The following is a 23,391-nucleotide window of genomic DNA, read 5'->3' as shown; positions in this document are numbered from 1 at the left end:
CAACATATTTTACTTTACTGTAAAGTAAAATTAATCTTCCGTAATGTCCGCTCGTTTCCGGTCAGCGACCTTGAGACAAACCTCTCCTCCAGCCCGACGCGCCGCGCTTTTGAATGGCTAATTGGCAACGTTGTGGAAAATCTTTGATCACGCGTAGTTGAACAACGATCCGGGATGCTTATTTCTGTGCGACCGAGTTTTTCGCAAAGGGTCGTCTACATGGAATTGCTTACTGAGCATCTGGCGTTTCTATCCAGCCCGGGCGGCTGGGCTGCACTGATAACGCTGGTGACGATGGAAATCGTCCTCGGCATCGACAATCTGATATTCATTTCGATCCTTACGAACAAACTCCCCGCTCATTTACAATCAAAAGCAAGACGGATCGGCATTGGTGCCGCGCTTATATTGCGTCTGGCGCTACTTTTCACGATCTCGATCATCGTGCAGCTCAAAGAACCGATCTTCGAAGCGTTTGGCCACGGCTTTTCGTGGCGCGACATCATCCTCATTGCGGGTGGTCTTTTCCTTGTCTGGAAGGCGACCAAGGAAATCCATCACACGGTCGATCCGAATGACGGCAAGGAAAATATCGGTGGTAAAGTCGCGGAACTGACGATGGGCGCTGCCGTCGTGCAGATACTCATTCTCGATCTGGTTTTCTCAGTCGACTCGATTATTACCGCCGTTGGCATGACCGACGAAATCGCCATCATGGTCATCGCCGTTCTCTCCGCTGTGGCGGTAATGCTGCTGGCTGCCGATCCGCTATCGCGCTTCATCGCCGCCAATCCGACCATTGTAATGTTGGCGCTGAGCTTCCTGCTGATGATCGGCATGACGCTGATCGCCGACGGTTTTGGCTTCCATGTGCCGAAAGGCTACATCTATGCCGCCATGGGTTTCTCGGCGCTCGTCGAGGCACTCAACATGCTCGCACGGCGAAAGCGATTAGATAAATAACGCATAATCAATCGAAAAGGCCGCCGTTGAATGAAGGCGGCGGCCTTACAGTGCTTATCACCGTCGCGGGATCAGACGCACCAGATTGCCACCCACTTTATACAGAAGCGGATTTCAATCCCGCATTGATGCCAGCACCCTGTCGAAATGTGCGATCTCTTCCACCGTATTGTAGTGCACCAGGGTTGCCCGGAGCGCACCGCTATCCATACTGAGCCCCAGCCGTGCCATCAGCCGCGGCGCAAACAGGTGACCGTCGCGGATCATGATACCCGCATCCGCCATGGCCTGAGCAATATCGGCTGGCTGCTTGCCCGGAAGGTTGAAGCAGAAAGTGGGTACACGTTCGGCAATGCGCGCTTCGTCCGCTATGCCGTAGACGATGGCGTCATGTGATTTCAGAACCTTGAGGAAAGAAAGCGACAGCGTCGTTTCATAGGCCCTGATAGCCGCCATGCCAGCCACCAGATTGGCGCGGCGCGATTTTTCAGACGACGCCTCGAAGTTGCGGCCAAGCGATTCCAGATAATCAACTGCAGCGCCCATGCCGACAGCATTTTCATAGGTGAAGGTGCCGACTTCGATCTTGTGTGGAGGCACGTCGGGGATGAAGTCTTCCTTGAATGTCGGTAAGGCCCTGAGAAGCTCGAACCGGCCCCAGAGGAAGCCCATATGCGGTGAGAAATTCTTGTATCCCGAGCAGACCAGATAGTCGCAATCCCAAGCCTGAACGTCGATCAGACCATGCGGCCCATAATGGACGGCATCCAGAAAAACTTCCGCTCCCGCAGCATGCGCCAGTTCCGCGACGCTACGCACATCGACAAGCGAGCCGATGGAATGTGAGGCGACCGTGACGGCCACCAAACGTGTACGCCTGTTGAGCAGCGGCTTCAGATCATCGACATGCAGGTTACCGTCCTCGCGCATCCGCCACCAGACGCATTTCACCCCCTGGCTTTCGAGCGCCAGCCAGGTCGAGATATTAGCGTCATGATCCATGTCGGTAACGACAATCTCGTTGCGTTCATCGATCATCCTGGCGATGCCGAGGCTGACGAGCCGGATAAAGGAGGTCGCATTCATGCCGAAGGAAATTTCAGCCGGATCATAGGCATTGACGAGAATGGCAACACTTTGGCGCGCCTCGGCTATCGCCTGATCCACCGCCCGGCTCGATGCATATCGCCCTCCGCGCTGCACCATGCGGTGCAGCATGTGGTTGCTAACAGCGTCGATAACGCCCTGAGGCACCTGCGCACCAGCACCATTGTCGAAGAAGACCGGATTGCCCGGCAGGGATAAAGCCGGAAAATGGGCGCGCACGCGGTCGACCGGAAACGCTCCGGCGCTTTCAAAAGCTGTGGGCATCGAGATACTCCCAAACGAATGTCTGTACCGCTTTCGCGTTTAGTGCATGATCTGTCGAAGGAAGGCGGCGGCCCGCTCGCTCTTCGGCGCGGTGAAGAAATCTTGCGGCTTGGCTTCCTCGCAAATCGCGCCGTGATCCATGAAGATCACCCGGTCGGCAACCCGACGGGCAAAGCCCATTTCATGGGTCACGACCAGCATTGTCATGCCGTCTTCGGCCAGCGAGATCATCGTATCGAGCACTTCGCCCACAGTTTCGGGGTCGAGCGCCGAGGTCGGCTCGTCGAACAGCATCACCTTAGGCTGCATGCAAAGCGACCGCGAAATTGCTGCGCGCTGCTGTTGTCCTCCCGAAAGCTGCGAAGGATAGCGATCCGCCAGATGGCCAATGCGTACGCGCTCAAGATACTTGCGGGCGAGGTCTTCGGCTTCCTTTTGTTGAATCTTCTTCACCGTCATCGGGGCGATGGTGCAGTTCTCAAGGATCGTCAGATGCGGAAATAGGTTGAAATGCTGGAACACCATGCCGACCTCGCGGCGGATGGCATCCAGCTGCGGACCCTTGCCGTTAAGCTCTATGCCGTCGACGACGATCGAGCCGCTTTCATGCTTTTCCAGTTGATTGATGCAGCGGATGGTTGTCGATTTTCCCGAGCCCGATGGCCCGCAGATCACGATGCGCTCGCCTTTCGCAACGGAGAGGGTGACATCGCGTAGCGCGTGATAATTACCGTACCACTTGTTGATGCCACGCATAATGATGGCCGGGCGGTCGGACGTGTTTACGGAGATACTATCGGTCATCGGGGGAAACCAGTTCTGGCGAGGTCAGCGGGCGGTCTTTGCGGTGGCGCTGCGCTTTTCGAGATAGCCTACCAGACGAACCATCGGCCAGAGGAACGCGAAATAGATGATTGCGGCGCCAATCAAAGGCGTGGGATTGGCCATCAGCGCTTGCGTGTCGTTGGCCTGCTTGAGCAGATCTGGCATGGCAACTACCGAGGCGAGCGCTGTATCCTTGAACGTCGAGATACAATTGGAGGTCAGTGGGGGCACCATGACCTTGAGTGCCTGCGGCAGAATGATTTTGCGCATTGCTTGCCAGAAAGGCAGGCCCAGCGAGACCGCTGCTTCGAACTGCCCCTTAGGCACATTCTCGATGCCCGCGCGGCAAACTTCAGCCGTAAAAGCGGCGAGCACCATGGAAAGTGCCAGCGTCGCCGAGGTGAAAGAGGAAAACGAAATGCCGACGAAAGGCAGTGCGTAATAGATCAGGATCAACACCACCAGAACCGGCAACGCCCGAAAGATATCGATATAGCCGATGGCGATATACTGAAACGGTTTGGGCGCATAGAGGCGCACAAAGCAAAGAAGTAGACCGAAAAGACTGCCGAAGAAAATGGCGGTCACGCCCAGAAGCAGGGTATTCCCGAGCCCGAGCAGCAGAATTGGAAAGGACCGGACGAGAATGTCCCAATTGAAAAACGTTTCGATCAGACCCATGGCATCAATCCGGAAATCCTGAGATGGTTTGAGAGGCGGCTGCGCCAGACACTCCGACGCAGCCGTTCGCGTTTACTGCGCGGATGGAACCGGCATCGGTTTGACGGTCGAAGTACCGGCATCCGGTTCAACACCGAACCACTTCTTGTGGATGGCGGCGAGAGTGCCATCTTCCTTCATCTTGGAAATCGCATCATTGACCTTCGGCAGGATTTCGAGGTCCTTCTTGGCCATCATGGCAAAGCGTTCACCAGTCGGGATACGAACGAGAACCTTCAAGGCCGGCATTTTCTGGATCGCGTACTGGAAGCCGGCCAGTTCACCGGCGCCACCGACAATTCGACCCGTCTGCACGTCGAGCAGCAGATCCTGTTGAGCCGCATAGCTCTTGACCTCGGCAACGCCAAGCTTCTCGGCGTTTTCCTTCGCCCAGCTCTCGCCCGTGGTGCCAGCGACGACGCCGATCACCTTGCCCTTGAGGTCTTCCAGCGCCTTGACTGGTGCATCGGCCTTGCCGACGATTGTGCCGTCGCTGTCGTAATAAGGCTGCGTGAAAGACTGCGTCTTCAGGCGTTCGTTCGTGACCGAAATGGACGAAATGGCGAAATCGATACGGCCCGAACTGGTGGCGGCAAACAGCGCCTGGAAACCGAGAGGCTGGAATTCAACGTCCATGCCGAGCCGCTTTGCGGCTTCGGTCGCGACATCGACTTCAAAGCCCTCGAAGACACCCTTCTCGTTCTTGAATTCCCATGGCGGGTTGGCCGCATAGGAGCCGACAACAATCTTGCCGTCCGCAAAGGCGGACGAAACCATAAACGACAACGCCGCAGCTGTCAGAATAGCGACTTTTTTAAACATGGTTCCTCTCTGGACTTCGTGTCTCTGATTATGATCGATAGTTTATCGTGCCTGTAATCTGCATCAGGAATTTCGTTTCGGCACAATGCGTTCAAGCGCGGTGAATAGGTGGTCGACCGCATCGGTGGACGTGACGTATCCTGGCGATAGCCGCATCGTGCTGCCGCGCGCATCGCAATAGATTTTCTGCTCGCGCAGCGCCGATACAACCGCTGCCGGAACGACATCGGATGGCAGGGTCAGCATCACGCTGCCGCCGCGCCGTGCATCATCGACCGGGGAAACAAGTTTCCAACCCAGATTCTGTGCGCGCGCAATGATTGCATGGGCGCTAGCGAGATTGTTCGCGCGGATATTGTCGACACCCTGCTCCATCGCCCATTGGATACCTGGCAGAGACGCGACCGAAGCCAGAATCGCTGGCGTACCATGATCCATGCGCCGCGCATCACCTGCAAAGGAAAACCCGTCGAGATCCCAGGAAAAGGGGTTTTCCTGACTGAACCAACCCCGAAGCTCGGGCCGCAAATCGGCCAACAACGATGGTGTGACCTGTATGATCCCGGCGCCTGAAGCGCCGCACAGCCATTTCAGCGAGGTGGAAACGACGAAATCAGCCCCGGTCGCCTTGACAGAGAACGGCAGAACGCCGACGCCCTGCGTGATATCGACACCGACGAGTGTTCCCATCGCTCGGCCATGGGCGCAAAGGGCTTCAACATCCACCTTATGCGAGGTGGTGGATGAAACGAATGTCAGCAGTGCAACGCCCACATCGTCCTGCCAGCGCGCGATGAAATCCTCATCACGCACCCATGCCTCGCCGGGACGCATTGGCACAGTGTCCAGCGTAAAACCAAAGCGCTGCGCGATGCCTGCCAGCATGAAATGCAGGCTCGGGAAACAATCGGCGGCCACAAGCAGCCGCTTACCGCGCAGACGCTCTGCTGGCAGGCCGCCGATGATGCTGTAAAGCGCGGTTGTAACATTCTCGGCTGTCGTCAGCGAACCCGCTGGCGCATCGATCACATTCCGCCAGGCATCAATGAAAGTCTGACGTGCAGCCAGCGCGGCTGGCCATTGACCATCATCCTCAGCAGACCAAACGGCTGAGAAAGCGGACAAAGCTTCCGCCATCTTTTCCGCCTTACCGGGGAAAGTGCCGATCGAATGATAGAGGAAATAGTCAGACATTTCAGACCTCGAATATTTTGATCAAAAGATCACAGTATTCGGATAACGTCAATCCGGTGACCGGGCAGACCGCACAATTGTATGCAGCTCAGCACTGAAAGCCAATCAAGCCATTGATTTAAATTGAATTTTTTTAGACGCAGAATGGAGATAACGCACATGCGGAAGCAGCGGGTGGTTACTATTCCACGATCAGCGTACGCAAAAGATCCTGCGTATCGCGTATATCGGACACCATGGCCTCGCGGGCACGGCCAGCGTCACGCGACTTCATCGCCGCGACGATGCGGCGGTGATTCCGCGTATAAGCCTTGTCGCCTTCCGCCTTCATGCGCGGCTGCACATAGGCCGATAACATTCGCATATATGGACCATACCGCAACCACAGCGTGTCTATCAGCTGCATAAGAACTTCGGAATGGGAAGCTTTATAGATCAGATAGTGAAATTCGCGATTGCGATCGAGCATGGCGTAAACCTGCTCCTCGCCAGCGCAAGCTTCATGCAGCACGATATTGGCTTCAATTGCGTCGATTTCATCCGCAGTAATGGCCTGCGCCGCCAATTCGGTTGCAAGGCCCTCCACTGTGGCCCTTGCCTGACACAAATCATCCAGCCGCGCGACACTGACGGGCGGCACTCGCGCCGAACCGTTGCGCGCCACCTCCAGCGCGTTCTCCGCCGCAAGCCGCCGCAACGCCTCGCGCACGGGCATATGGCTGGTATCGAATGTCTGCGACAAAGACGCGATGGTCAGCACCTGACCGGGATCGAAACGGCCAATCAGCAATGCCTCTCGCAACTGCAGGTAGACTGCATCCTGTACGGTCACTCGGCCGGAAACGGGACCAAATCCTTCATCGAGTGACAACAATCAGACTCCTTGCTTGGTTGGCGAACAATACTCCACTCAACTTTTGCATTTCGCAGGACCGAAAACAAGCCGATATATCATTTGATCAAACGCTCAAAGTTGAGTAATGAATCTGCATCACGGCCCTGAAACGATAATCCGGGCTTATAGAGACCAGCACAGGAATGATCAGATGGCACGTTTTGCGCGGCGGATTACGCAAACCTCTCCCAAGAGCTTCGGCATGTTCCAGAAGGCCGCAGCACTGGCTTCCTCCGGCGTTGACCTCATTCATCTCGAACTCGGTCGGCCCTTCCACGACACGCCAGCGCATATTAAGGACGCCGCGATCAAGGCCTTGCGTGACGGTCACGTGCATTACAGCGACATGCGCGGCGAAGCGGAACTGCGCCAAGCCCTGAAGACAAAACTCGCCGACTACAACAAGATCGACGTGAGCGCCGACGAAATTCTCATGGTCAATGGCCTGACCCAGGCATCATTTGTCGCTTTCATGGCTCTCCTTGATGAGGGCGACGAGGCGATCCTGCTGGAACCCTATTATCCGCAGCATATCAACAAGATCGAGATGACCGGCGCTCGCGTAGTATTGGCGCCGCTCGATCCCAAGACGAATTTCAGCATCAGCCGCGAGTTGATCGAACCGTTGATTACCACGCGGACACGCATGATCGTGCTGGTCAATCCCTCCAACCCGACTGGCCGTGTCTATAGCCGCGCCGAACTTGAAATTCTGGCGGACCTGGCCATCAAACACGATCTCGTCATCGTCTCCGACGAGGTCTATGAGCAAATTTTGTTCGATGGCGCGGAACATATCTCTATCGCCGCATTGCCGGGCATGAAGGAACGCACGATTTCGATGTTCGCCTTCACCAAAGCCTATGCGATGGATGGATGGCGGCTTGGCTACGTCGTCGCCGATGCGTCCATGATGCCTGCTTTCCTCAAGCTCACGGCAAACGAGATCACCCACGTCAACACTTTCATTCAGTACGGCGCCCTGGCTGCTGTGACCGGCCCGGCTGCTATTCTTGATGAGATGGTCGCCGACGACCGCCGCAAGCGTGACCTCGTTGTCAGCCGCCTCAACCAAATGCCGGGCGTGACCTGCGAGAGTCCGCAGGGCACGATCTACGCTTTTCCAGACATCAGTGGCACTGGCCTTACCTCCCAAAAGGCGGCGGACATGATCCTTGAACAAGTCGGCGTCGTTATGGAAGCTGGTGGCTTCTACGGCAAATCGGGTGACAACCACCTGCGGGTGTGCTTCGGCTCTGAAAGCTACGAAAGGCTCGAACAGGCGATGGACCGGCTCAGCACATTCTTCAACGGACTCTGAGTGAACTGATCTTCCGGCTTGTCGTTCCTTTGCCGGTTGATGGCCGAAGTACTTATTGCCAGTCAAGATTCTCGTGCTTGCCTGACCAGCAGCAGGGCCCTCATCCCAAGCGAGCATAGTGCTGGGCGAATAAGTATTTTGGCATAAGCCCGTCTATTAAATTAGACGGGCTTTGATCTTAATGGGCACAAAAACACCCCGAGAACTTGAATGATCAGCGCCATCGAAGCCAACAAAAGGCGCTTGCAAGGATTCTGCCTGAAGCGTAAGCAATTGCGGACATTATAGGCAATGCGGGTGCTTTTGACGGAATTTCTGTATCCGTCAAGCAGACTTCCAAATCGGGCGGACGTCCAAAATTATGAATAACAAAATCGCCGTTGCCGTGAGCGGCAATGCAATCCTTGCCGGCATTCTTCTGATGTTGCTCGGCGACTTCATGTTTGCCATGAACGACGCCATGGGAAAATGGCTGGTAGAGAGCTTTTCTGTCGGCCAGGTTCTGTTCATCCGCTCGGTTGGCGCGTTTCTCGTTCTCGGCCCCATGCTTTCCCGGCGGCCAAAAACATCGCTTTTTCAGGTGGAAAAGCCAAGCCTGCAACTGGCTCGCGTCATTTTGGCAACTGCCGACACCGGGCTTTTCTATGCCGCTGTTGCTTATCTGCCGCTCGCCGATGTTATGACCTTTTATATGGCAGGCCCGATCTATATTGCGGCCCTTTCGCATTTCCTGCTCGGTGAGAAGATCGGCTGGCGTCGCTGGCTCGCGGTTCTTATCGGGTTCGCCGGTGTCGTCATCGCCTTGCGCCCATCTTCAGCAATGTTGTCGTGGCCTTCAATCTTCGGCCTGTTGGGTAGTATAGCGTTCGCACTCACGCTGGTTCTGGGTCGCGTGCTTCGTTCCACGCCCGACGCGACACTGGTAACCTGGCAGACAGTAGGCTGTCTCGTAATCGGCATGGTTCTCAGCATCGGCAACTGGAATCCTATGGACACCAATCAATTGCTTGCACTGCTACTATTGGGTGTTGTCTCATGCACAGCGCATCTTCTGATCACGCGCGCACTGAAACTCGCTCCGGCATCCGTGCTGGCACCGTTGCAATATACTCTGCTGCTCTGGGCAATTGTTCTCGGATGGTTATTCTTTAACGATCTTCCCGATGCGATGATGCTGGTTGGCGCTTCAGTCATTGTTTTGGCGGGATTGTTCATTTTCCATCGAGGCAAAGTCCGGAACAATTCAGAACCGGTTGTGCCAAACGATTCCAGCCACGGATAGTCAAGGCGCGAAAACCATTGCATATCCGTTGAAGACTGCAAGCACCGTTCGCGGTAGTTGCAGTCTTCAACCAAACGCCACCCAATCAGACCAGCAGTGACATCGGATCTTCGATGGCCATCTTGAATGCTGCAAGCAATTGCGCACCCAAGGCACCGTCCACCGCACGATGATCGACGGAAAGTGTCAGGCTCATCATCGTTGCGAATGCAAGTTGACCCTCGCGTTCAACCGGGCGACGTTCACCCGCGCCGACCGCCAAAATGGCACTTTGTGGTGGGTTGATGATGGCTGAGAACGATTTGACGCCATACATGCCAAGATTGGAGATCGAGAAACCGCCCCCCTGAAACTCCTCCGGTTTCAATCGGTTGTCTCTGGCCCGGGCTACCAGAGATTTCATCTCCGCAGAGAGCGCGCCAATGCTGATTTGGTCAGCATTGCGGATGATAGGCGTGATGAGGCCGCCATCCGTCGCAACAGCCACGGCAATATCCACACTTTTGAGCTTCAGCAATGCGTCGTCCGTCCAAATGACATTGGCATCGGGCACCCGGCGCAGGGCGACGGCCGCAGCCTTAATAACGAAGTCATTGACGGAAATTCGTGACGCACTATCGCGCTTCTCGTTAATCTGGCCGCGCAGCGTTAGAAGTGCATCGATATCGCAATCAGCATTGAGATAGAAATGCGGTACCGTTGTTTTCGCCTCAAGCAGCCGACGCGCAATGGTACGACGCATCGATGTGTGCGGAATGGTTTCATATTCACCGATACCTGCCGGGAGACCCTTCGGTGATAACGATGCAACTGTTGCGACCGGTTGAGGTGTGGGGGCAATCGTTCGGGACGTAACGAGGCGCTCTATGTCGATGCGCACAATGCGGCCTTTAGGGCCACTGCCGAGAACGCCATCGAGTGAGATGCCGTGCTCCATTGCCAGACGTCGTGCAAGAGGTGAGGCCTTATGGCGAGTGCCATTCGAAAGCTGTGCGAGGGACGCCACTGCAGCATTGTCGGAAGACAAACGAATACTATGAGCTGCCACTTCCACCGGGACTGTGACAACCTGTTCAGTGACAAGAGGGTCAGCAATCGCGGATTGGTCTTCTCCAGTTGTCAACAGGACGGCAATGACCTGATTGACGTTTGCCCGTTCGCCGTTCTGGACGAATAGCTTGCCGATACGCCCATCAGTTTTAGCTTCGAGTTCCATCGTCGCCTTGTCGGTTTCGACTTCGGCAATCAGATCGCCCTTACTGACCGTGTCACCTTCCGCCCTGAGCCAACGCGCAATGACAGCATCTTCCATTCCTGCCGAAAGGGCAGGCAATACAACTTCAATCGGCATTGTCTGTTTCCTTCCTTCAGCCTTCGATCGGCAGACCCTGGGCTGCCATGACCGCACGCAGACCTGCATCGATATCCTGCGGTCGCGCCGCAGCGGCGGCTTCCAGAACCTTCGAGATGGATGGTGACGCCTCGGCACCATGAACACGGGCTATCGGTTGATCCAGCCAGTCGAAGCAACGGCGCTGTAATTCATCCGCTAGCCAGCCGCCATAGGATGTGCCCGACGCGCCCTGCTCCACAATCAGGACATTCCCCGTTTTGCGGATCGAGGCTTCGATAGTCTCCCAGTCAAGCCCTGCCCGGTCGAGTGAACGCAGATCGATGATTTCAGCGTCAATACCCAACGCATCGACCACCGCTTGCGTCTTGGCTACCATGGCCAGATAAGTCAGGACCGTAACCTTCGAACCGGAACGCACCACCTTCGCCTTACCCAGCGGAATGAAGTAATCGAGATCGTCTGCCGGTGCAGCGCCCTTCGAGGCGTAAAGATCGACATGTTCGAGAACCAGAACCGGGTCGCGACAAAGCAACGCCGAATTCATCAGGCCGACATAGTCGAATGGCGTCGAGGGGGCAACAATGCGCCAGCCGGGCGCGGTCGCGAAAATGCCCGCCGGGTCCATAGAGTGCTGCGAGCCATATCCTGTGCCCATCGCAACTTTCGTGCGCAACACCACTGGCATATCGCTATCACCACCAAACATGTGGCGAGCCTTGCCGATCTGGTTGAATACCTGATCGGCGGCAACCCACATGAAGTCGGGATACATGAATTCGATCACCGGAAGCACCCGGCCATCGGCGGCCATACCGCCTGCAACGCCGGTGAAGGCGTTTTCGGAAATCGGCGTTCCCAGCACACGATCTGGAAACTCTGCCGACAGCCCGCGCGTTGCGCCATTGGTTCCGCCTTTGAGACGGTGCACGTCTTCGCCCAGAACAACGATGCGCTCGTCGGTCTGCATGCGGCGTGTCATGACATCGGCAACAGCATCGATGAAACGCGCATCGTCGGTCAGCTTGCCGGAGAATTGCTCCTGCTCTTCAAAGCGCACACCGCTGAATTCCGACAGGTCTCCACGCAGTCCGAAATCGCGGAAGCTTTCTTCAGGCCAAAGCGCAGGAATGATACGACGCTTGCCCTCATGCATTTCGATCAGTTCGCCTGCGACATCATTCATGAGAGACACGCAACGCTCACGCAATGCCTTGATTGCGTCATCGCCCAAAGCCTGACGTTTGAGCAGCGTTTCAGCCAATGCGTCGAGTGGATCGCGACCGCGCCATTCCGCTTCTTCTTCCTTGGAACGATAGCCGAAGGCGCTTCCCGGCAGCGGACCATTCTGGTGGAAATAACGATAGACGTCGGCTTCGATAATCGTCGGACCATCGCCTGCCCGCATGATTGCGTTGGCTTGCTCCGAGGCCAGCCAGACGGCGATAGGGTCCATGCCGTCAACCTTGAAGGATGGAATATTGAATGCGAGACCACGCGAGGAAAGCCGCGTTTCGGCGGTCACTTCGTCCACATGCGTGGAGACCGCATAGCGATTATTTTCGATAAAGAAGCAAATCGGCAGTTTCCAGGCGGCGGCGAGGTTCATGGTTTCCAGAACCGAACCGATATTGGTCGCTCCATCGCCGAAATAGGTGTAGACGACATCACCGGAACCGGCCCGCTTATGCGCCCATGCCGCGCCAGCTGCCATCGGCACACCACCGCCGACAATGGCATTGGTGCCAAGATTGCCGGATTCGGCCCAACGCAAATGCATCGAACCGCCGCGACCACGACAAAAGCCCTGCGACAAGCCCAAAATTTCCGCGAGTGTGCGTTGTGCGAGTTCGCGAACATCCTGATTGAACGCGCTCTTGGGATCGATGCCGCTCTGGGCGACATAACCAAGCGCCTTGGCAAGAAACTGATGGTGGGCGCGGTGGGAGCCATTTATCTGATCGCTGGCTCTCAACGATACTGCAGAACCTACGGCACCGCCTTCCTGTCCAATTGCCGAATGCGCTGGACCGTGCACGAGACCCTGACCCGCAAGTTCCAGGACTTTTTCTTCAAAGGCCCGGATCAAATGCATTTGGGAAAGCATTGTCCCGCCAAGCGTGAGATCGAAGGCGGCACGATCGGCATCCGTTGGGATGACTTCCCGCCAGAAGCTGTGCGGAACAAGATCTTTATATTCGGGCATCAAAAATCTCCGGAGCTATGCTCTGTATTGACAATCAGGCAGCCAGGAAGCCACCATCGACCGGCAAGATCGTGCCGGTGATGTAGCTCGCCATGGCGGAGGCCAGGAAAACGACAGGATCGACGACTTCGTTGGTTTCACCGATGCGCTTCAACAAAACGCGGTTCATGAACCAATCCGCACCGCCGGGGCGATTGAGCTGGGCGACTGCCATCTCGCTCATCATGATCCCGGGCGCGACCGCATTGACGCGGATGCCAAAAGGGGCGAGATCACGTGCCATGACTTGTGTCAGTGAGCGGATCGCGCCTTTGGAAACGACGTAACCGGCTGTCGACCCACCGGCCACGAAGCCTGCCACGGAACAAAGGTGAACCACATTGCCCTTCGCGGCTTTCAACGCAGGCACAAAGGCATGCGAAACATTGAACGCACCTTCAAGATTGACCCCGATGACGCGATCCCACACTTCGGTAGCTTCCGGCTGATCGAAGGCTGCACGACCAGCAACACCGGCATTGTTGACCAGCACGTCAAGGCCGCCCAGTCGCTCCAGAATATCGGCGGCAAGGTTTTTGACGGCGATACGGTCGGTGACGTCCAGTGGGTAACCTTCGGCGGCATAACCTTGCGCTACCAGATGTGCGGCCTGCGCCTTTGCTGCCTCGCCATCGATATCTACCAGAATAAGCCGTGCACCCTGCGCCGCCATGCCAGCGGCAATTGCCGCGCCAAGACCGCGCCCCGCCCCTGTGACGAGTACAAGCTTGTCCTTCAAGAGTTCCATTTTGCGTCCATTCCCTTACGCAAGGCGCTTACGCCATATAAATTCCGCCATTCACCTGAATGGTTTCGCCAGTGATAAAGCTGGCTGCCGGTGAACAGAGGAAAGCGACAACTGACGCGATTTCGGATGGCTTGCCGAGACGTTTGAGCGGTGTCTGCGACATGGTCTCATCCATACGTGTCTTGAGCAGATCGATGATCATCGGCGTTTCTATGATGCCCGGGGCCACACCATTGACCCGCGTTTTGGGCGCAAGCTCGCGCGACAGGGCGCGGGTCATGGAAACCATCGCGCCCTTGGTGGCACCATAATGGGCGTTCACAAATGCGCCGCGATAGGCGGCCAGTGACGCCAATGTTACTATGGACGAGCCTTCGTTCAGAGCGGGAAGCGCACGTTTGCAGAGGTAGAAAACGCCGTCGAGATTGATTGAGATCGTGCGGTGCCAATCAACATCGCTCATCTCAGCAAACGGCTTGGCCTGATAGATACCGGCAGATGGCACAAGAAAATCGATCCCGCCAAATCGCTCGCCCGCCAGCGCTATCGTCTTTTCGGCATCCTCCGCACTTGCAGCATCCGCCTGTAGGGTCGCAATACGCTCGTCGTTACCCAATGAAGCTGCAAAACTGTCCAATGCGCTCTTGTCAATGTCCGTCAGAACCAGATTAGCGCCCGAGGCATAAAACAGCGCGGCAATAGAACGACCGATCCCGCCATTCGCGCCGGACAGTACAAGGGTCCGGTTGTTAAAATCAAACATCATTGTCGGGTCCTTTAAGCCAGATCGGCGCGGTAAACGGAAACATCGTCATACTGAACGATTTCCACGATATGCCCCTCGGGATCGCTCAGAAAAGCGAGCCATACTCCGGGACGCACCTCAACCGGCTCGCTGCCGGTCAACAGTTCAGCACCATGTCTGATGAGATCACCGACAAGCGCCTTCAAATCGTCAACGATGAATGTCAGATAGCTGGCACCCGCACGCTCCAGAATAAAGCCTTGGCCGGGTGCGTCACCCGCCGCTGGCAGACGGTCGGGCTGAAGCAACTTGATACGTTCACCCTTTTGCGACTGCAGACGAACCACGGTGTAGCCGTCGGGACTCAAGGCAGCCCGCGCTGCCTTCGCACTGCCGACATATATTTCGGAAACAAAACTCAGACCCAAAGCGCCTTCATAGAAAGCGCGCATCCGCGTCATGTCTCTGACGGCAAGCCCGACTTCAAGCGGCGCTGTCATAGTCATCATAGTCATCCTCCCGATCTCTCCCCGATCGGCATCTGACAGTCACAAGAACTGCCACCCCATCTTTCAGTTTCAGATTCGTAACTCAAACTGGTAAGACCAGTCAATAGACAAGTAAGGCCAGTCGATACAAAAAATATCATACTGTTTTTGTTGTTATTTTTTAACTTACCGTCTTCAAAATTTGTCATTTCACGTCGTTGCCGCCGGGCACTTCAGGGAGGGCCGTTGACTTGTTAGACCAGTTACGGCATTTTGATATCTGTGCGTGAAGCCTGATGATTCAGAAACGAAACAGAATTGTGCGAGGGGTGCGATGAAAGAAACGACCGGCAATGCGCCGCCCCCACGCTTATCCGGCCATTTACCCCATGAGCTCGCCCGACAAATCGAGAAGCGCATCGGCAATGGTGAATTTCCTGTCGGCACGAAACTGCCAAGCGAACGCGAGCTATCAGCCGAATACGCGGTCAGCCGACCGGTTGTTCGCGAAGCATTGTCGCAATTGAAACTGGATGGACTGGTCGAAGCCCGCGCAGGCAGCGGGGTCTTTGTCATCGACAAAAGCAGCGAAAAAGCATTCCGGATCCAACCACTCGCCATTGAGGAAACGCAGTCTTTAGAGCAGCTGATGGAGCTTCTGGTTGCCGTCGAAGTTGCGGCCACCCGAATTGCGGCGGTCAAACGCACGGACGAAGACCTCAAACGGATCAAGCGGGCGCTTATCGGTCTGGAATATGCGATCATCAGCGATCAATTGGGTGATGAAGAAGACTATGCTTTCCATGACGCCATCGTGATGGCCACCCATAACCAGCACTTTATTGCGTTGTGCAAGCATCTTGAATATGGGGCCCGCCACGTTATCCGTCAGGCCCGCACCAATACGCGTGCCAATCTGACCGGCATGCTGGATGCAGTGCAGGATGAACACAAGGCCATCTATCAGGCAATCGAAAAAGGTCTGGCAGACGACGCCGGAATTGCGGCAGAGCTACATTTGAGAAATGCCGCGAAGCGCATGACAACGTATCTGTCGGGTAAGAACGACCTCTGACATCTTTGCTGTCTGGCACAACATCTCTTGAAAAGCCCCACCCATGGCAGGGCTTTTCGTGCTCGGGGCTTACGATTTCAGACCATCATCGTCGTGACGGTCATCGTCGTCAGATAGGCTTCAATACCTTCCAGACCACCTTCAGAACCGAAGCCGGAATCGCGGACACCACCGAAAGGTGTTTCAGGCAAGGCGAGCGCGAAATGATTGACGCCAAGCATGCCGCTCTTCAGCCTGTTTTGCACCTTGTGTGCCGTCGTCATGCTAGAGGTGAAAAGATAGGCACCCAGACCAACCGGGAGCCGATTGCCCTCGGCGATGGCCTCATCGAGCGAACTCACGCGCATGACGAGGGCGAGCGGGCCGAAGGGCTCTTCGTTCATTGCCAGCATATCGGATTTCATGCCTGACAGGATTGTTGGAGCATAGAAATTCCCGCTTTCGCCAATCCGTTCACCGCCGGTCTCAACCTTGGCTCCCTTGGTAACGGCATCAGCGACCATATCGACAACCGTTTCAAGCTGGCTCGCCGACGTCAGCGGCCCCATCTGCGTGTCTGCCTCAACACCCTTGCCCACCTTCAGTTCCTGCGCCTTTTCAGCGAAACGGCGTACGAATTCATCGTGGATGGAAGCATCGACGATGAAGCGCGTTGGCGAAACGCAAACCTGTCCGCAATTGCGGAACTTCCATTGCACGGCGAGCGGAATCAGGTGATCGAGATCAGCATCCGCCGCCACAATGACCGGACCGTGCCCACCAAGTTCCATTGTAACTTTCTTGAGCTGTTCACCCGCTTGTGCGGCAACGATACGCCCCACACGCGTTGAACCGGTCAGCGAGACCTTCCGAATTTCAGGTGCCTTGATAAGCGTATCGGAAAGCTCGGACGTCGCCCCCCAGATGACGGAAATAGCCTTGGGCGGCAATCCAGCCGCGAGCAGGCATTTGCCGATCAGCCATGCGGTGCCAGGCGTATCCGACGCTGGCTTGATGACGACCGGACAGCCTGCGCCCAATGCGGGGGCCACCTTTTGCATCGTATTCCATGCCGGAAAATTCCAGGGCGTGAAGGCCGCCACGGGTCCGACCGGATGCTTCAGCACCTGTATCTGAATGTTTGGCGCACGCGAAGGCACGATACGACCGTAAACACGCCGACCTTCTTCGGCAAACCAGTCAAGAAGATCAGCTGAACCCAGCCACTCGCCCCGCGCCTCGACCAGAGGCTTGCCCTGTTCCATCGACATGACAAGGGCGGCCTCATCTGCACGCTCGCGCATGATGTCGGCTGCCCGGCGCATGATCTTGGACCGCTCCAGTGCCGAAAGCGCAGCCCACTGGGCACCACCCTGCGCGGCAGAACTGGCAGCTTCTTCTGCCTCCGCACGACCCGCACGCGGAGCAACTGTCAGTTCGCGTCCGTCCGAAGGGTCTGTCAGACGCAGCGTTCCAGCGGAACCTTCGTTACGCTCTTCGCCACCTACGATCAGGGTCAGTTTAGGATACATCGATATCTCCTGCATAATTCAATTGCGCCGCAAGCGGTGCGCCCGACAGCGACTTAATGTTTATTGCCCAAAACGAGATCGGCCCCTTTGGCCGCCAGCATCATAACGGCCGCCTGCGTATTGCCGGACACCATTTCCGGCATGACCGAGGCGTCGATTACCCTTAGTCCCGATATCCCGTGGACACGCAGCGAAGGGTCAACCACCGCACCGGAATCTTCACCCATCCTGCAGGTTCCCGCCGCATGATAGATCGTCTGACCATTGGCCCGTGCAAAGGCCAGCCAATCCTCGTCGCGTGCGCAATTTTCACCCGGGCTGAGTTCTGCCACGCGAAAGGCGTCCATTGGCTTCTGGTCGATGATCCGACGCGCGAGCTTCATACCGTCCACCATCGCGCGGCGGTCTTCTTCGTGGTCCAGGAAGTTCGGCACGATAGCGGGCTGCACATTGATATCCGCCGACACGGCATGGATCGAACCGCGAGACCGGGGCCTCAACTGCGTTACCCCCAGCGTCATGCCGGGAAAATGGTGAAGCTTGCGCTCGGCAGCATTGGCGTAACTTGCATGCATAAAGAAAAACTGTACGTCTGGCCGATCAAGCTCTGGGCGCGACCGCAGAAACGCATGGTTCAAACCCGTGCCATAGGTTAGCACGCCACGCCGTTTCAGCGCATATTTCAAAACCTCACCCACAAGGCGCGGTCCGCGTGTATATTCGTTCAACGTTACGGGTTGCGAAACACGCCAGTTCATTCTTGTGCAGAAATGATCGAGGTAGTTTTCCCCCACACCCGGCAATGCGTGAACCGGTTCTATGCCGATCGATTTCAGCCGATCCGGATCGCCAATGCCTGATAGCTCCAGAAGCTGGGGGGTCTGGATTGCGCCTGCCGTCATGATGACTTCGTTCGCCAACACGTTGCAGCTTTCTCCACCATCGGTCAAAGCCACGCCAACAGCTTTCTTGCCCTCAAGGAGAATACGCGTCACGCGGGTGTTGGTCAGGACGGTCAGGTTCGAGCGTTTGCGCGCCTGCGCAAGCCAGGCACGATCCGCCGAATAACGTTCACCGCCCGATTGATTGACCTGATACCAGCCCACACCTTCCTGGGATGCACCATTATAATCAGGATTGAATTTCTGGCCTTGCGCTTGCGCGGCAGCAATGAATGCCTCGCCAATGGCATTTTTTTCGACCACTTCATTTACGGGTAACGGTCCGGAAAGACCGCGCAAACCGTCTGGATCTGGAAGCTGCCAGCGCTCAATGGCCTTGAAATATGGTAGGACACCTTGCCAGTCCCAACCAGCGGCGCCCCGCTCTTGCCAGTGTTCATAATCCTGCGGCTGACCGCGGACATAAATCATGCCATTGATGAGTGTTGAACCACCGAGACCCTTTCCGCGTGGGATGGCGATGCGACGAAAATCCGTCGCTGCCTCTTCCGTGCTCCAAAAACCCCAGTTGTAACGCTTATTGACCAGAAGCTTGTAGAAACCAGCCGGGATGCGAATCCAGGGTGACCTTGCTTCGCCACCGGCCTCGCAAAGCAGAACCTTGTTTCGGCCCGAGCGGGTGAGCGCCTCGGCGAGAATGCAGCCAGCAGTACCACCGCCTACGATAATGAAATCGAAGCGCGCGTTTTGCGGAAGAGCCTGTGCCATCTAAATTTGACTCCGTGGCATTTTAAGCTGCCGCTGCCTTGACGCCCATATGCTGCGCCATGAGGCGAATTTGCTGTCGCAGCATCGGACGACCAAAATGGATACGTGCACCCTTTTCTTGGGCGGCAGCCAGCAATGGTGTAATTTCGGGTTCCATGATCACTTCAGCCACAATCTGACCGTCATGGAAGGAAAGATCGTCGAGCGGCAAGCCGTCACCGGGACGCAAGCCGAGGGACGTAGCATTTACGACAAGATCGCGTTTGGAAGTTTCTGGTGCCCCAGCCATAACCTTGACGGAAGGGTAGCGGCGGCTCACGCGCGCTGCCAGATCGCGTGACTTTTCTTCAGAACGATTGACAATGGTCAGCTTCGCGACACCAGCTTCGGCAAGTGCGAAAGCAATCGCCGCTCCAGCACCGCCCGCACCGAGAAGGCAGGCATCCATGCCCGCCACATCGATACCGTTGAATTCAAGACCGTTTACGAACCCTTTTCCGTCCAGCATCGCGCCAACCAGACTACCATCGGCCTCGCGACGAATGGTATTGACAGCACCGATCAGCGCGGCATCGCCGACAACCCGGTCGCACATCTCCAGAACGGACGTCTTGTGCGGAACTGTAACAATCAGACCGCCAAAGTTCTCGATCCCGCGCAGATTGTCGATGAAACGCCCGAGATTTTCAGGCACGACATGGAATGGCACCAAAACGCCGTCATAGCCCAACGCTTCGAAGTGATTGTTCATCTCTTCGGGTGTTTTGACGTGAGCGATTGGGTTGGCGACGATGCCGTAAAGCTTGGTATGTCCGGTTATCACTTCTGACACCTCACGTCATATAGAGCCCACCAGCCACATCGATTGTCTGGCCGGTAACGAAGCTGGATTCAGTTGAAGTGAGCCAAAGAGCGACATCCGCCACTTCTGCCGGTTCGCCAAGACGCGCCATCGGCGTCAGCTTGACCTGTTCGGCATTGACCTCCGGAGCCACGCCCGCGACCATCGGCGTTGCGATGCGCCCGGGAGCAAGTGCGTTCACGCGGATTGAAAATGGCCCGAGTTCGGCGGCCAGATGTTTGGTAAAGCCAATAATAGCCGACTTCGTCGCGGCATAATGGCAGGCTACAATCGGCGAATAGGTCTTCCCCGCTACCGACGACGTGTTCACGATCCAACCACGGCGGGCTTCCACCATCGCTGGGGTCAGGGCGCGAATAGTGTTGAAGGTTCCCGTCAGATTGACATCGACAACCCGCCGCCACTCGTCGGGCGCCATCTGCCAGACCTTGTGCGCAACGCCATCGTGCTTGGGAGAAATACCGGCATTGTTGATCACGGTATCGAAAGCCAATCCCGTCGCGTCGATTGCTGCGACGAGCGCATCATAGTCCGACACATCGCAGGCGACCGCAACCGCACGTCCCAAACCGAGTGCATTCAGTTCATCGCAGGCGCGAGCAACATCTTGCGGATTGAGATCGCAGATACCGACCGTCGCATGACGCTCGACAAAGGCCTGGGCGATTGCGCGACCAATGCCGCGCGCGGCTCCCGTCACCAAGACGTTGCGACCTTCATGCGATGGACGGCGGCGGATCGTTTCGGGCGTAATTTCAGTGAGTTGCATTTTTAGATTCCAAGATAAGCGCGACGAACGTGATCGTTATTCAGAAGTGCTTCCGAACTATCGGCCAGAACCACCTGTCCGTTTTCGAGCACGTAACCGCGATTGGCGACTTTCAGCGTCGTGAAGACGTTTTGTTCGACAATCAGCACCGTGGTTCCTGTCGCCGCGATCTGGCGCACCACATCGAAAACCTGCGACACGACAATCGGCGCCAGTCCGAGCGATGGTTCGTCGAACATCAGGATGCGCGGATTTGCCATCATGCCGCGCGCAATAGCCACCATTTGCTGCTCGCCGCCGGAAAGCGACGACGCGGTCTGCTCCAGACGCTCCTTAACACGGGGAAAAAGTTCCAGAACTTCTTCCAGACGGCTTTGCTGCGAGGCGCGGGCAGCCTTGCGATAGGTTCCCATCTGGAGATTTTCGCGCACCGTCATATCAGGAAAAAGCTGACGCCCTTCCGGCACCAGAATGATGCCACGATCCACAACTTCATGCGCCGGTAGCCGTGTTATATCCTCGCCCATGAAAGTGATCTTGCCAGCGCGGGGCTGGATCTGGCCGACGATTGTGCGCAGCGTCGTCGTCTTGCCGGCGCCATTCGCGCCGACAATCGTTACAATCTCCCCTTCCTTCACATCAAGGCTGACATCTTGCAGGATGGTGGTCGGGCCGTAACCGGCATCAACATGTTCAAGCGTGAGCATGTGCAAACTCCTTGCCCAGATAGGCTTCCACAACTTGAGGATCGCGCACGACATCCTGCGGACGTCCCTGTGCAATGACCTCGCCCGAGGCAAGAACGATCACCCGATCCGACAACGACATGACAGCCTGCATCACGTGTTCGATTGCGATGATCGAAACGCCGGAGTCGCGGATGGACAACATCAGATCAATGGCGCGACGCACGTCGGTCTGATTGATGCCAGCCATCACTTCGTCCAGCAGAAGAACGCGCGGTTCCATTGCCATGACGCGGGCGACTTCCAGTCGTTTCAAACCACCGATCGTGAGGCCACGCGCTTCTGCGTTAAGCAACGGGCCAAGTCCCATACGCCAAGCAGTCTGGCGGGCCGCTTCGCGGGCGTCTTTTTCTTCATGATGACGATAGAACGCGCCGACCATGATGTTTTCCTCAACGGTCATAGCCGCAAAGGGCTGGACGATCTGGAACGTGCGGCCAAGACCAAGCGCTGCAAAATCGGCGGGATTGTTGGGCGTATGGAACTCGCCATCGGGACCCCGCATACTCACCTTGCCCTCATCCGGGCTCATGAAGCCGGAAATCATATTGAAGAGCGTGGTTTTGCCTGCACCATTCGGGCCGATCAGACCAAGAACCTCGCCTTCACGCAATGAGAAGCTGACATTGCGGGTAACATGAAGGCCACCGAAATGCTTGTTGAGGTTTTCGACGCGCAGAATGTCCTGTCCGATGCCGGAACGGTCGGGAGACGGCGCTGCAGTTGCGGTTGCGGGCGCAATGATGGGTCCCGTTTCGGTCGCAGGCGCTGCATCCTTGCTGTCAGTCGCTGTCGGTTTGCGGGTGAAACGCTTGAGCGCGCCCATGATGCCATTCGGCATGAAGAGAACGACGAGGATCAACACCAGACCATAGACGAAGCCGTGCAGCCCGAGCGCAGAAGCACCGAGCGACGCACGTGCCCATTCAGTGATTGGCACCAGAAGCGCTGCGCCAAGCAGCGGACCCGCGACAGTGCCAAGACCGCCGATAAGGGCGAACATGGCAATCTGGATCGAGAAGGCGAGCGAGAACATGGCCGCCGGTTCGATGAAGGTCAGATACATTGCATGGAATGTACCGAGCATTGCGCAAAGGGCCGACGAGATCGCAACTGCAATCAGGCGTACACGAACGGTACGAACACCTGCCGCACGCGCGGCAGATTCACGTTCACGGGTTGCGACAAGGTAAAAGCCCAGACGCGAACGGCGCACGGCCCAGGTAACGAGCAGCGTTACCAGAAGCATGCCGAAGACGATCAGCAGTGACGGCCAGCGTTCGCGGAACACCATCCACGTCCAGCCGAGACGCAATTCGATCATCAGACCTGTTGCACCGCCCGTAAGCGAACCGAAATGCAGTGAAAGCACGCGGAACACTTCAAGAAACGCGATAGAGGCCAGAGAATAGAACGGACCCTTGAGACGGAAACACGGATAGGAAATCAGCATGCCGACCAGCGCTGCAATCAGCGCGCCCACAAACATGCTGAACCAGGGGCTGATCCCCAGATTGAACAGGATTACGCCCGTATAGCCGCCGATACCATAGAAGACGGCATGGCCGAGCGACATCTGACCGGCGAAGCCGCCGACGAGATTCCACGCGGTGGACAGCGCGGCAAACAGGCAGATCGTGATGAAGATATGCGAGACGAAGGCGTTGTTGATCGCCAGCGGCAGAAGCAGCAGCAGGGCCAGAACGCCGAAGAAGGCGATTGGGCCCCAGCCCAATCTGGTTTTTTTCGTGCCAGTCCCGCTTAGAGTTTCACTGATGCTCATGAATT

Annotated in this window: 21 protein-coding genes; 4 read left to right on the top strand and 17 right to left on the bottom strand. The window is 56.5% G+C overall.

The features are described from left to right. Nucleotides 1–219 precede the first annotated feature (219 nt). Nucleotides 220–963 (top strand): TerC family protein, encoded by a 744-nt coding sequence (locus ABWW11_RS11075; RefSeq protein WP_109366446.1) that lies wholly within the window; start codon nucleotides 220–222, stop codon nucleotides 961–963. A gap of 114 nt (nucleotides 964–1,077) precedes the next feature. Here the strand turns inward: ABWW11_RS11075 and ABWW11_RS11070 are convergent, their stop codons facing one another. From ABWW11_RS11070 to ABWW11_RS11045, 6 genes are all read right to left on the bottom strand, one after another. Then, nucleotides 1,078–2,334 carry a cysteine desulfurase-like protein gene (locus tag ABWW11_RS11070; protein ID WP_109366191.1) on the bottom strand — a complete coding sequence of 419 codons (1,257 nt, stop codon included), beginning with the start codon at nucleotides 2,332–2,334 and terminating at the stop codon, nucleotides 1,078–1,080. Between the two features lie 39 nt (nucleotides 2,335–2,373). Continuing rightward, nucleotides 2,374–3,138 (bottom strand): amino acid ABC transporter ATP-binding protein, encoded by a 765-nt coding sequence (locus tag ABWW11_RS11065; protein WP_109366192.1) that lies wholly within the window; start codon nucleotides 3,136–3,138, stop codon nucleotides 2,374–2,376. Nucleotides 3,139–3,162: 24 nt separating this feature from the next. After that, on the bottom strand, nucleotides 3,163–3,840 hold the full coding sequence (locus ABWW11_RS11060; protein WP_109366193.1) for an amino acid ABC transporter permease: 678 nt from the start codon (nucleotides 3,838–3,840) through the stop codon (nucleotides 3,163–3,165). Between the two features lie 72 nt (nucleotides 3,841–3,912). Beyond that, the gene (locus ABWW11_RS11055) at nucleotides 3,913–4,701 is read right to left on the bottom strand and encodes an ABC transporter substrate-binding protein (protein WP_109366194.1); all 789 of its coding nucleotides are present in this window, start codon (nucleotides 4,699–4,701) and stop codon (nucleotides 3,913–3,915) included. A gap of 63 nt (nucleotides 4,702–4,764) precedes the next feature. Further along, on the bottom strand, nucleotides 4,765–5,895 hold the full coding sequence (locus tag ABWW11_RS11050) for an aminotransferase class V-fold PLP-dependent enzyme (RefSeq protein ID WP_109366195.1): 1,131 nt from the start codon (nucleotides 5,893–5,895) through the stop codon (nucleotides 4,765–4,767). Between the two features lie 181 nt (nucleotides 5,896–6,076). Continuing rightward, a complete protein-coding gene (locus tag ABWW11_RS11045; protein WP_109366196.1) occupies nucleotides 6,077–6,766 on the bottom strand; it encodes a GntR family transcriptional regulator in 690 nt (229 codons plus the stop codon). A 175-nt stretch (nucleotides 6,767–6,941) separates the two neighbouring features. On the opposite strand from ABWW11_RS11045, the gene ABWW11_RS11040 reads away from it, so the two are divergent. Then, nucleotides 6,942–8,111 (top strand): pyridoxal phosphate-dependent aminotransferase, encoded by a 1,170-nt coding sequence (locus tag ABWW11_RS11040; RefSeq protein ID WP_109366197.1) that lies wholly within the window; start codon nucleotides 6,942–6,944, stop codon nucleotides 8,109–8,111. 361 nt (nucleotides 8,112–8,472) lie between these two features. Next, nucleotides 8,473–9,393, top strand: a complete 921-nt coding sequence (locus ABWW11_RS11035; RefSeq protein WP_109366198.1) for a DMT family transporter — start codon at nucleotides 8,473–8,475, stop codon at nucleotides 9,391–9,393. Nucleotides 9,394–9,478: 85 nt separating this feature from the next. Here ABWW11_RS11035 and ABWW11_RS11030 read toward each other — a convergent pair whose 3' ends face one another. The 5 genes from ABWW11_RS11030 to ABWW11_RS11010 are packed head-to-tail and all read right to left on the bottom strand — an operon-like array spanning nucleotide 9,479 to nucleotide 14,991. After that, the gene (locus tag ABWW11_RS11030) at nucleotides 9,479–10,744 is read right to left on the bottom strand and encodes a pyruvate dehydrogenase complex dihydrolipoamide acetyltransferase (RefSeq protein ID WP_109366199.1); all 1,266 of its coding nucleotides are present in this window, start codon (nucleotides 10,742–10,744) and stop codon (nucleotides 9,479–9,481) included. 16 nt (nucleotides 10,745–10,760) lie between these two features. Continuing rightward, nucleotides 10,761–12,950: an alpha-ketoacid dehydrogenase subunit alpha/beta gene (locus tag ABWW11_RS11025; RefSeq protein WP_109366200.1), complete on the bottom strand. Its 2,190-nt coding sequence runs from the start codon at nucleotides 12,948–12,950 to the stop codon at nucleotides 10,761–10,763. 34 nt (nucleotides 12,951–12,984) lie between these two features. After that, complete coding sequence (locus ABWW11_RS11020) at nucleotides 12,985–13,737, bottom strand: SDR family NAD(P)-dependent oxidoreductase (RefSeq protein WP_109366201.1); 753 nt, start codon at nucleotides 13,735–13,737, stop codon at nucleotides 12,985–12,987. A gap of 28 nt (nucleotides 13,738–13,765) precedes the next feature. Next, entirely contained in the window at nucleotides 13,766–14,503 is a 738-nt protein-coding gene (locus ABWW11_RS11015; RefSeq protein ID WP_109366202.1) for an SDR family NAD(P)-dependent oxidoreductase, read from the bottom strand. Between the two features lie 11 nt (nucleotides 14,504–14,514). Then, entirely contained in the window at nucleotides 14,515–14,991 is a 477-nt protein-coding gene (locus tag ABWW11_RS11010) for a VOC family protein (protein ID WP_109366203.1), read from the bottom strand. Between the two features lie 313 nt (nucleotides 14,992–15,304). Between ABWW11_RS11010 and ABWW11_RS11005 the strand changes: the two genes are divergently transcribed. After that, complete coding sequence (locus ABWW11_RS11005) at nucleotides 15,305–16,045, top strand: FadR/GntR family transcriptional regulator (protein WP_109366204.1); 741 nt, start codon at nucleotides 15,305–15,307, stop codon at nucleotides 16,043–16,045. Nucleotides 16,046–16,122: 77 nt separating this feature from the next. On the opposite strand, the gene ABWW11_RS11000 is transcribed toward ABWW11_RS11005, so the two are convergent. Genes ABWW11_RS11000 through ABWW11_RS10975 form a run of 6 tightly spaced genes read right to left on the bottom strand, consistent with a single transcriptional unit; the run spans nucleotide 16,123 to nucleotide 23,386 of the window. Beyond that, entirely contained in the window at nucleotides 16,123–17,556 is a 1,434-nt protein-coding gene (locus ABWW11_RS11000; RefSeq protein WP_109366205.1) for an NAD-dependent succinate-semialdehyde dehydrogenase, read from the bottom strand. 53 nt (nucleotides 17,557–17,609) lie between these two features. Then, nucleotides 17,610–19,226, bottom strand: a complete 1,617-nt coding sequence (locus ABWW11_RS10995) for a GMC family oxidoreductase (RefSeq protein ID WP_109366206.1) — start codon at nucleotides 19,224–19,226, stop codon at nucleotides 17,610–17,612. 22 nt (nucleotides 19,227–19,248) lie between these two features. Further along, nucleotides 19,249–20,049, bottom strand: coding sequence for a shikimate dehydrogenase family protein (locus ABWW11_RS10990; protein WP_109366207.1), 801 nt, complete (start codon nucleotides 20,047–20,049; stop codon nucleotides 19,249–19,251). Nucleotides 20,050–20,059: 10 nt separating this feature from the next. Further along, nucleotides 20,060–20,857, bottom strand: coding sequence for a 3-oxoacyl-ACP reductase FabG (gene fabG / locus ABWW11_RS10985; protein WP_109366208.1), 798 nt, complete (start codon nucleotides 20,855–20,857; stop codon nucleotides 20,060–20,062). A 2-nt stretch (nucleotides 20,858–20,859) separates the two neighbouring features. Next, nucleotides 20,860–21,564 (bottom strand): ABC transporter ATP-binding protein, encoded by a 705-nt coding sequence (locus tag ABWW11_RS10980; protein WP_109366209.1) that lies wholly within the window; start codon nucleotides 21,562–21,564, stop codon nucleotides 20,860–20,862. Beyond that, nucleotides 21,551–23,386: a branched-chain amino acid ABC transporter ATP-binding protein/permease gene (locus ABWW11_RS10975; protein WP_124915354.1), complete on the bottom strand. Its 1,836-nt coding sequence runs from the start codon at nucleotides 23,384–23,386 to the stop codon at nucleotides 21,551–21,553. Before ABWW11_RS10975 ends, ABWW11_RS10980 begins: the two co-directional genes overlap by 14 nt. Nucleotides 23,387–23,391 lie beyond the last annotated feature (5 nt).

Origin of the sequence: Brucella sp. NBRC 113783 (assembly GCF_040372265.1) — a bacterium.
GTDB lineage: Bacteria > Pseudomonadota > Alphaproteobacteria > Rhizobiales > Rhizobiaceae > Brucella > Brucella teleogrylli.
Note: the sequence above shows the minus strand (reverse complement) of the source record. Positions and strands in the feature narration are given on the sequence as shown.

Excerpts from the sequence above, each read along its gene's own strand:
- ABWW11_RS11075 (WP_109366446.1), top strand. The coding sequence starts at position 220 with ATGGAATTGCTTACTGAGCATCTGGCGTTTCTATCCAGCCCGGGCGGC.
- ABWW11_RS11070 (WP_109366191.1), bottom strand. The coding sequence starts at position 2,334 with ATGCCCACAGCTTTTGAAAGCGCCGGAGCGTTTCCGGTCGACCGCGTG.
- ABWW11_RS11065 (WP_109366192.1), bottom strand. The coding sequence starts at position 3,138 with ATGACCGATAGTATCTCCGTAAACACGTCCGACCGCCCGGCCATCATT.
- ABWW11_RS11060 (WP_109366193.1), bottom strand. The coding sequence starts at position 3,840 with ATGGGTCTGATCGAAACGTTTTTCAATTGGGACATTCTCGTCCGGTCC.
- ABWW11_RS11055 (WP_109366194.1), bottom strand. The coding sequence starts at position 4,701 with ATGTTTAAAAAAGTCGCTATTCTGACAGCTGCGGCGTTGTCGTTTATG.
- ABWW11_RS11050 (WP_109366195.1), bottom strand. The coding sequence starts at position 5,895 with ATGTCTGACTATTTCCTCTATCATTCGATCGGCACTTTCCCCGGTAAG.
- ABWW11_RS11040 (WP_109366197.1), top strand. The coding sequence starts at position 6,942 with ATGGCACGTTTTGCGCGGCGGATTACGCAAACCTCTCCCAAGAGCTTC.
- ABWW11_RS11035 (WP_109366198.1), top strand. The coding sequence starts at position 8,473 with ATGAATAACAAAATCGCCGTTGCCGTGAGCGGCAATGCAATCCTTGCC.
- ABWW11_RS11030 (WP_109366199.1), bottom strand. The coding sequence starts at position 10,744 with ATGCCGATTGAAGTTGTATTGCCTGCCCTTTCGGCAGGAATGGAAGAT.
- ABWW11_RS11025 (WP_109366200.1), bottom strand. The coding sequence starts at position 12,950 with ATGCCCGAATATAAAGATCTTGTTCCGCACAGCTTCTGGCGGGAAGTC.
- ABWW11_RS11020 (WP_109366201.1), bottom strand. The coding sequence starts at position 13,737 with ATGGAACTCTTGAAGGACAAGCTTGTACTCGTCACAGGGGCGGGGCGC.
- ABWW11_RS11015 (WP_109366202.1), bottom strand. The coding sequence starts at position 14,503 with ATGATGTTTGATTTTAACAACCGGACCCTTGTACTGTCCGGCGCGAAT.
- ABWW11_RS11010 (WP_109366203.1), bottom strand. The coding sequence starts at position 14,991 with ATGATGACTATGACAGCGCCGCTTGAAGTCGGGCTTGCCGTCAGAGAC.
- ABWW11_RS11005 (WP_109366204.1), top strand. The coding sequence starts at position 15,305 with ATGAAAGAAACGACCGGCAATGCGCCGCCCCCACGCTTATCCGGCCAT.
- ABWW11_RS11000 (WP_109366205.1), bottom strand. The coding sequence starts at position 17,556 with ATGTATCCTAAACTGACCCTGATCGTAGGTGGCGAAGAGCGTAACGAA.
- ABWW11_RS10995 (WP_109366206.1), bottom strand. The coding sequence starts at position 19,226 with ATGGCACAGGCTCTTCCGCAAAACGCGCGCTTCGATTTCATTATCGTA.
- fabG (WP_109366208.1), bottom strand. The coding sequence starts at position 20,857 with ATGCAACTCACTGAAATTACGCCCGAAACGATCCGCCGCCGTCCATCG.
- ABWW11_RS10980 (WP_109366209.1), bottom strand. The coding sequence starts at position 21,564 with ATGCTCACGCTTGAACATGTTGATGCCGGTTACGGCCCGACCACCATC.
- ABWW11_RS10975 (WP_124915354.1), bottom strand. The coding sequence starts at position 23,386 with ATGAGCATCAGTGAAACTCTAAGCGGGACTGGCACGAAAAAAACCAGA.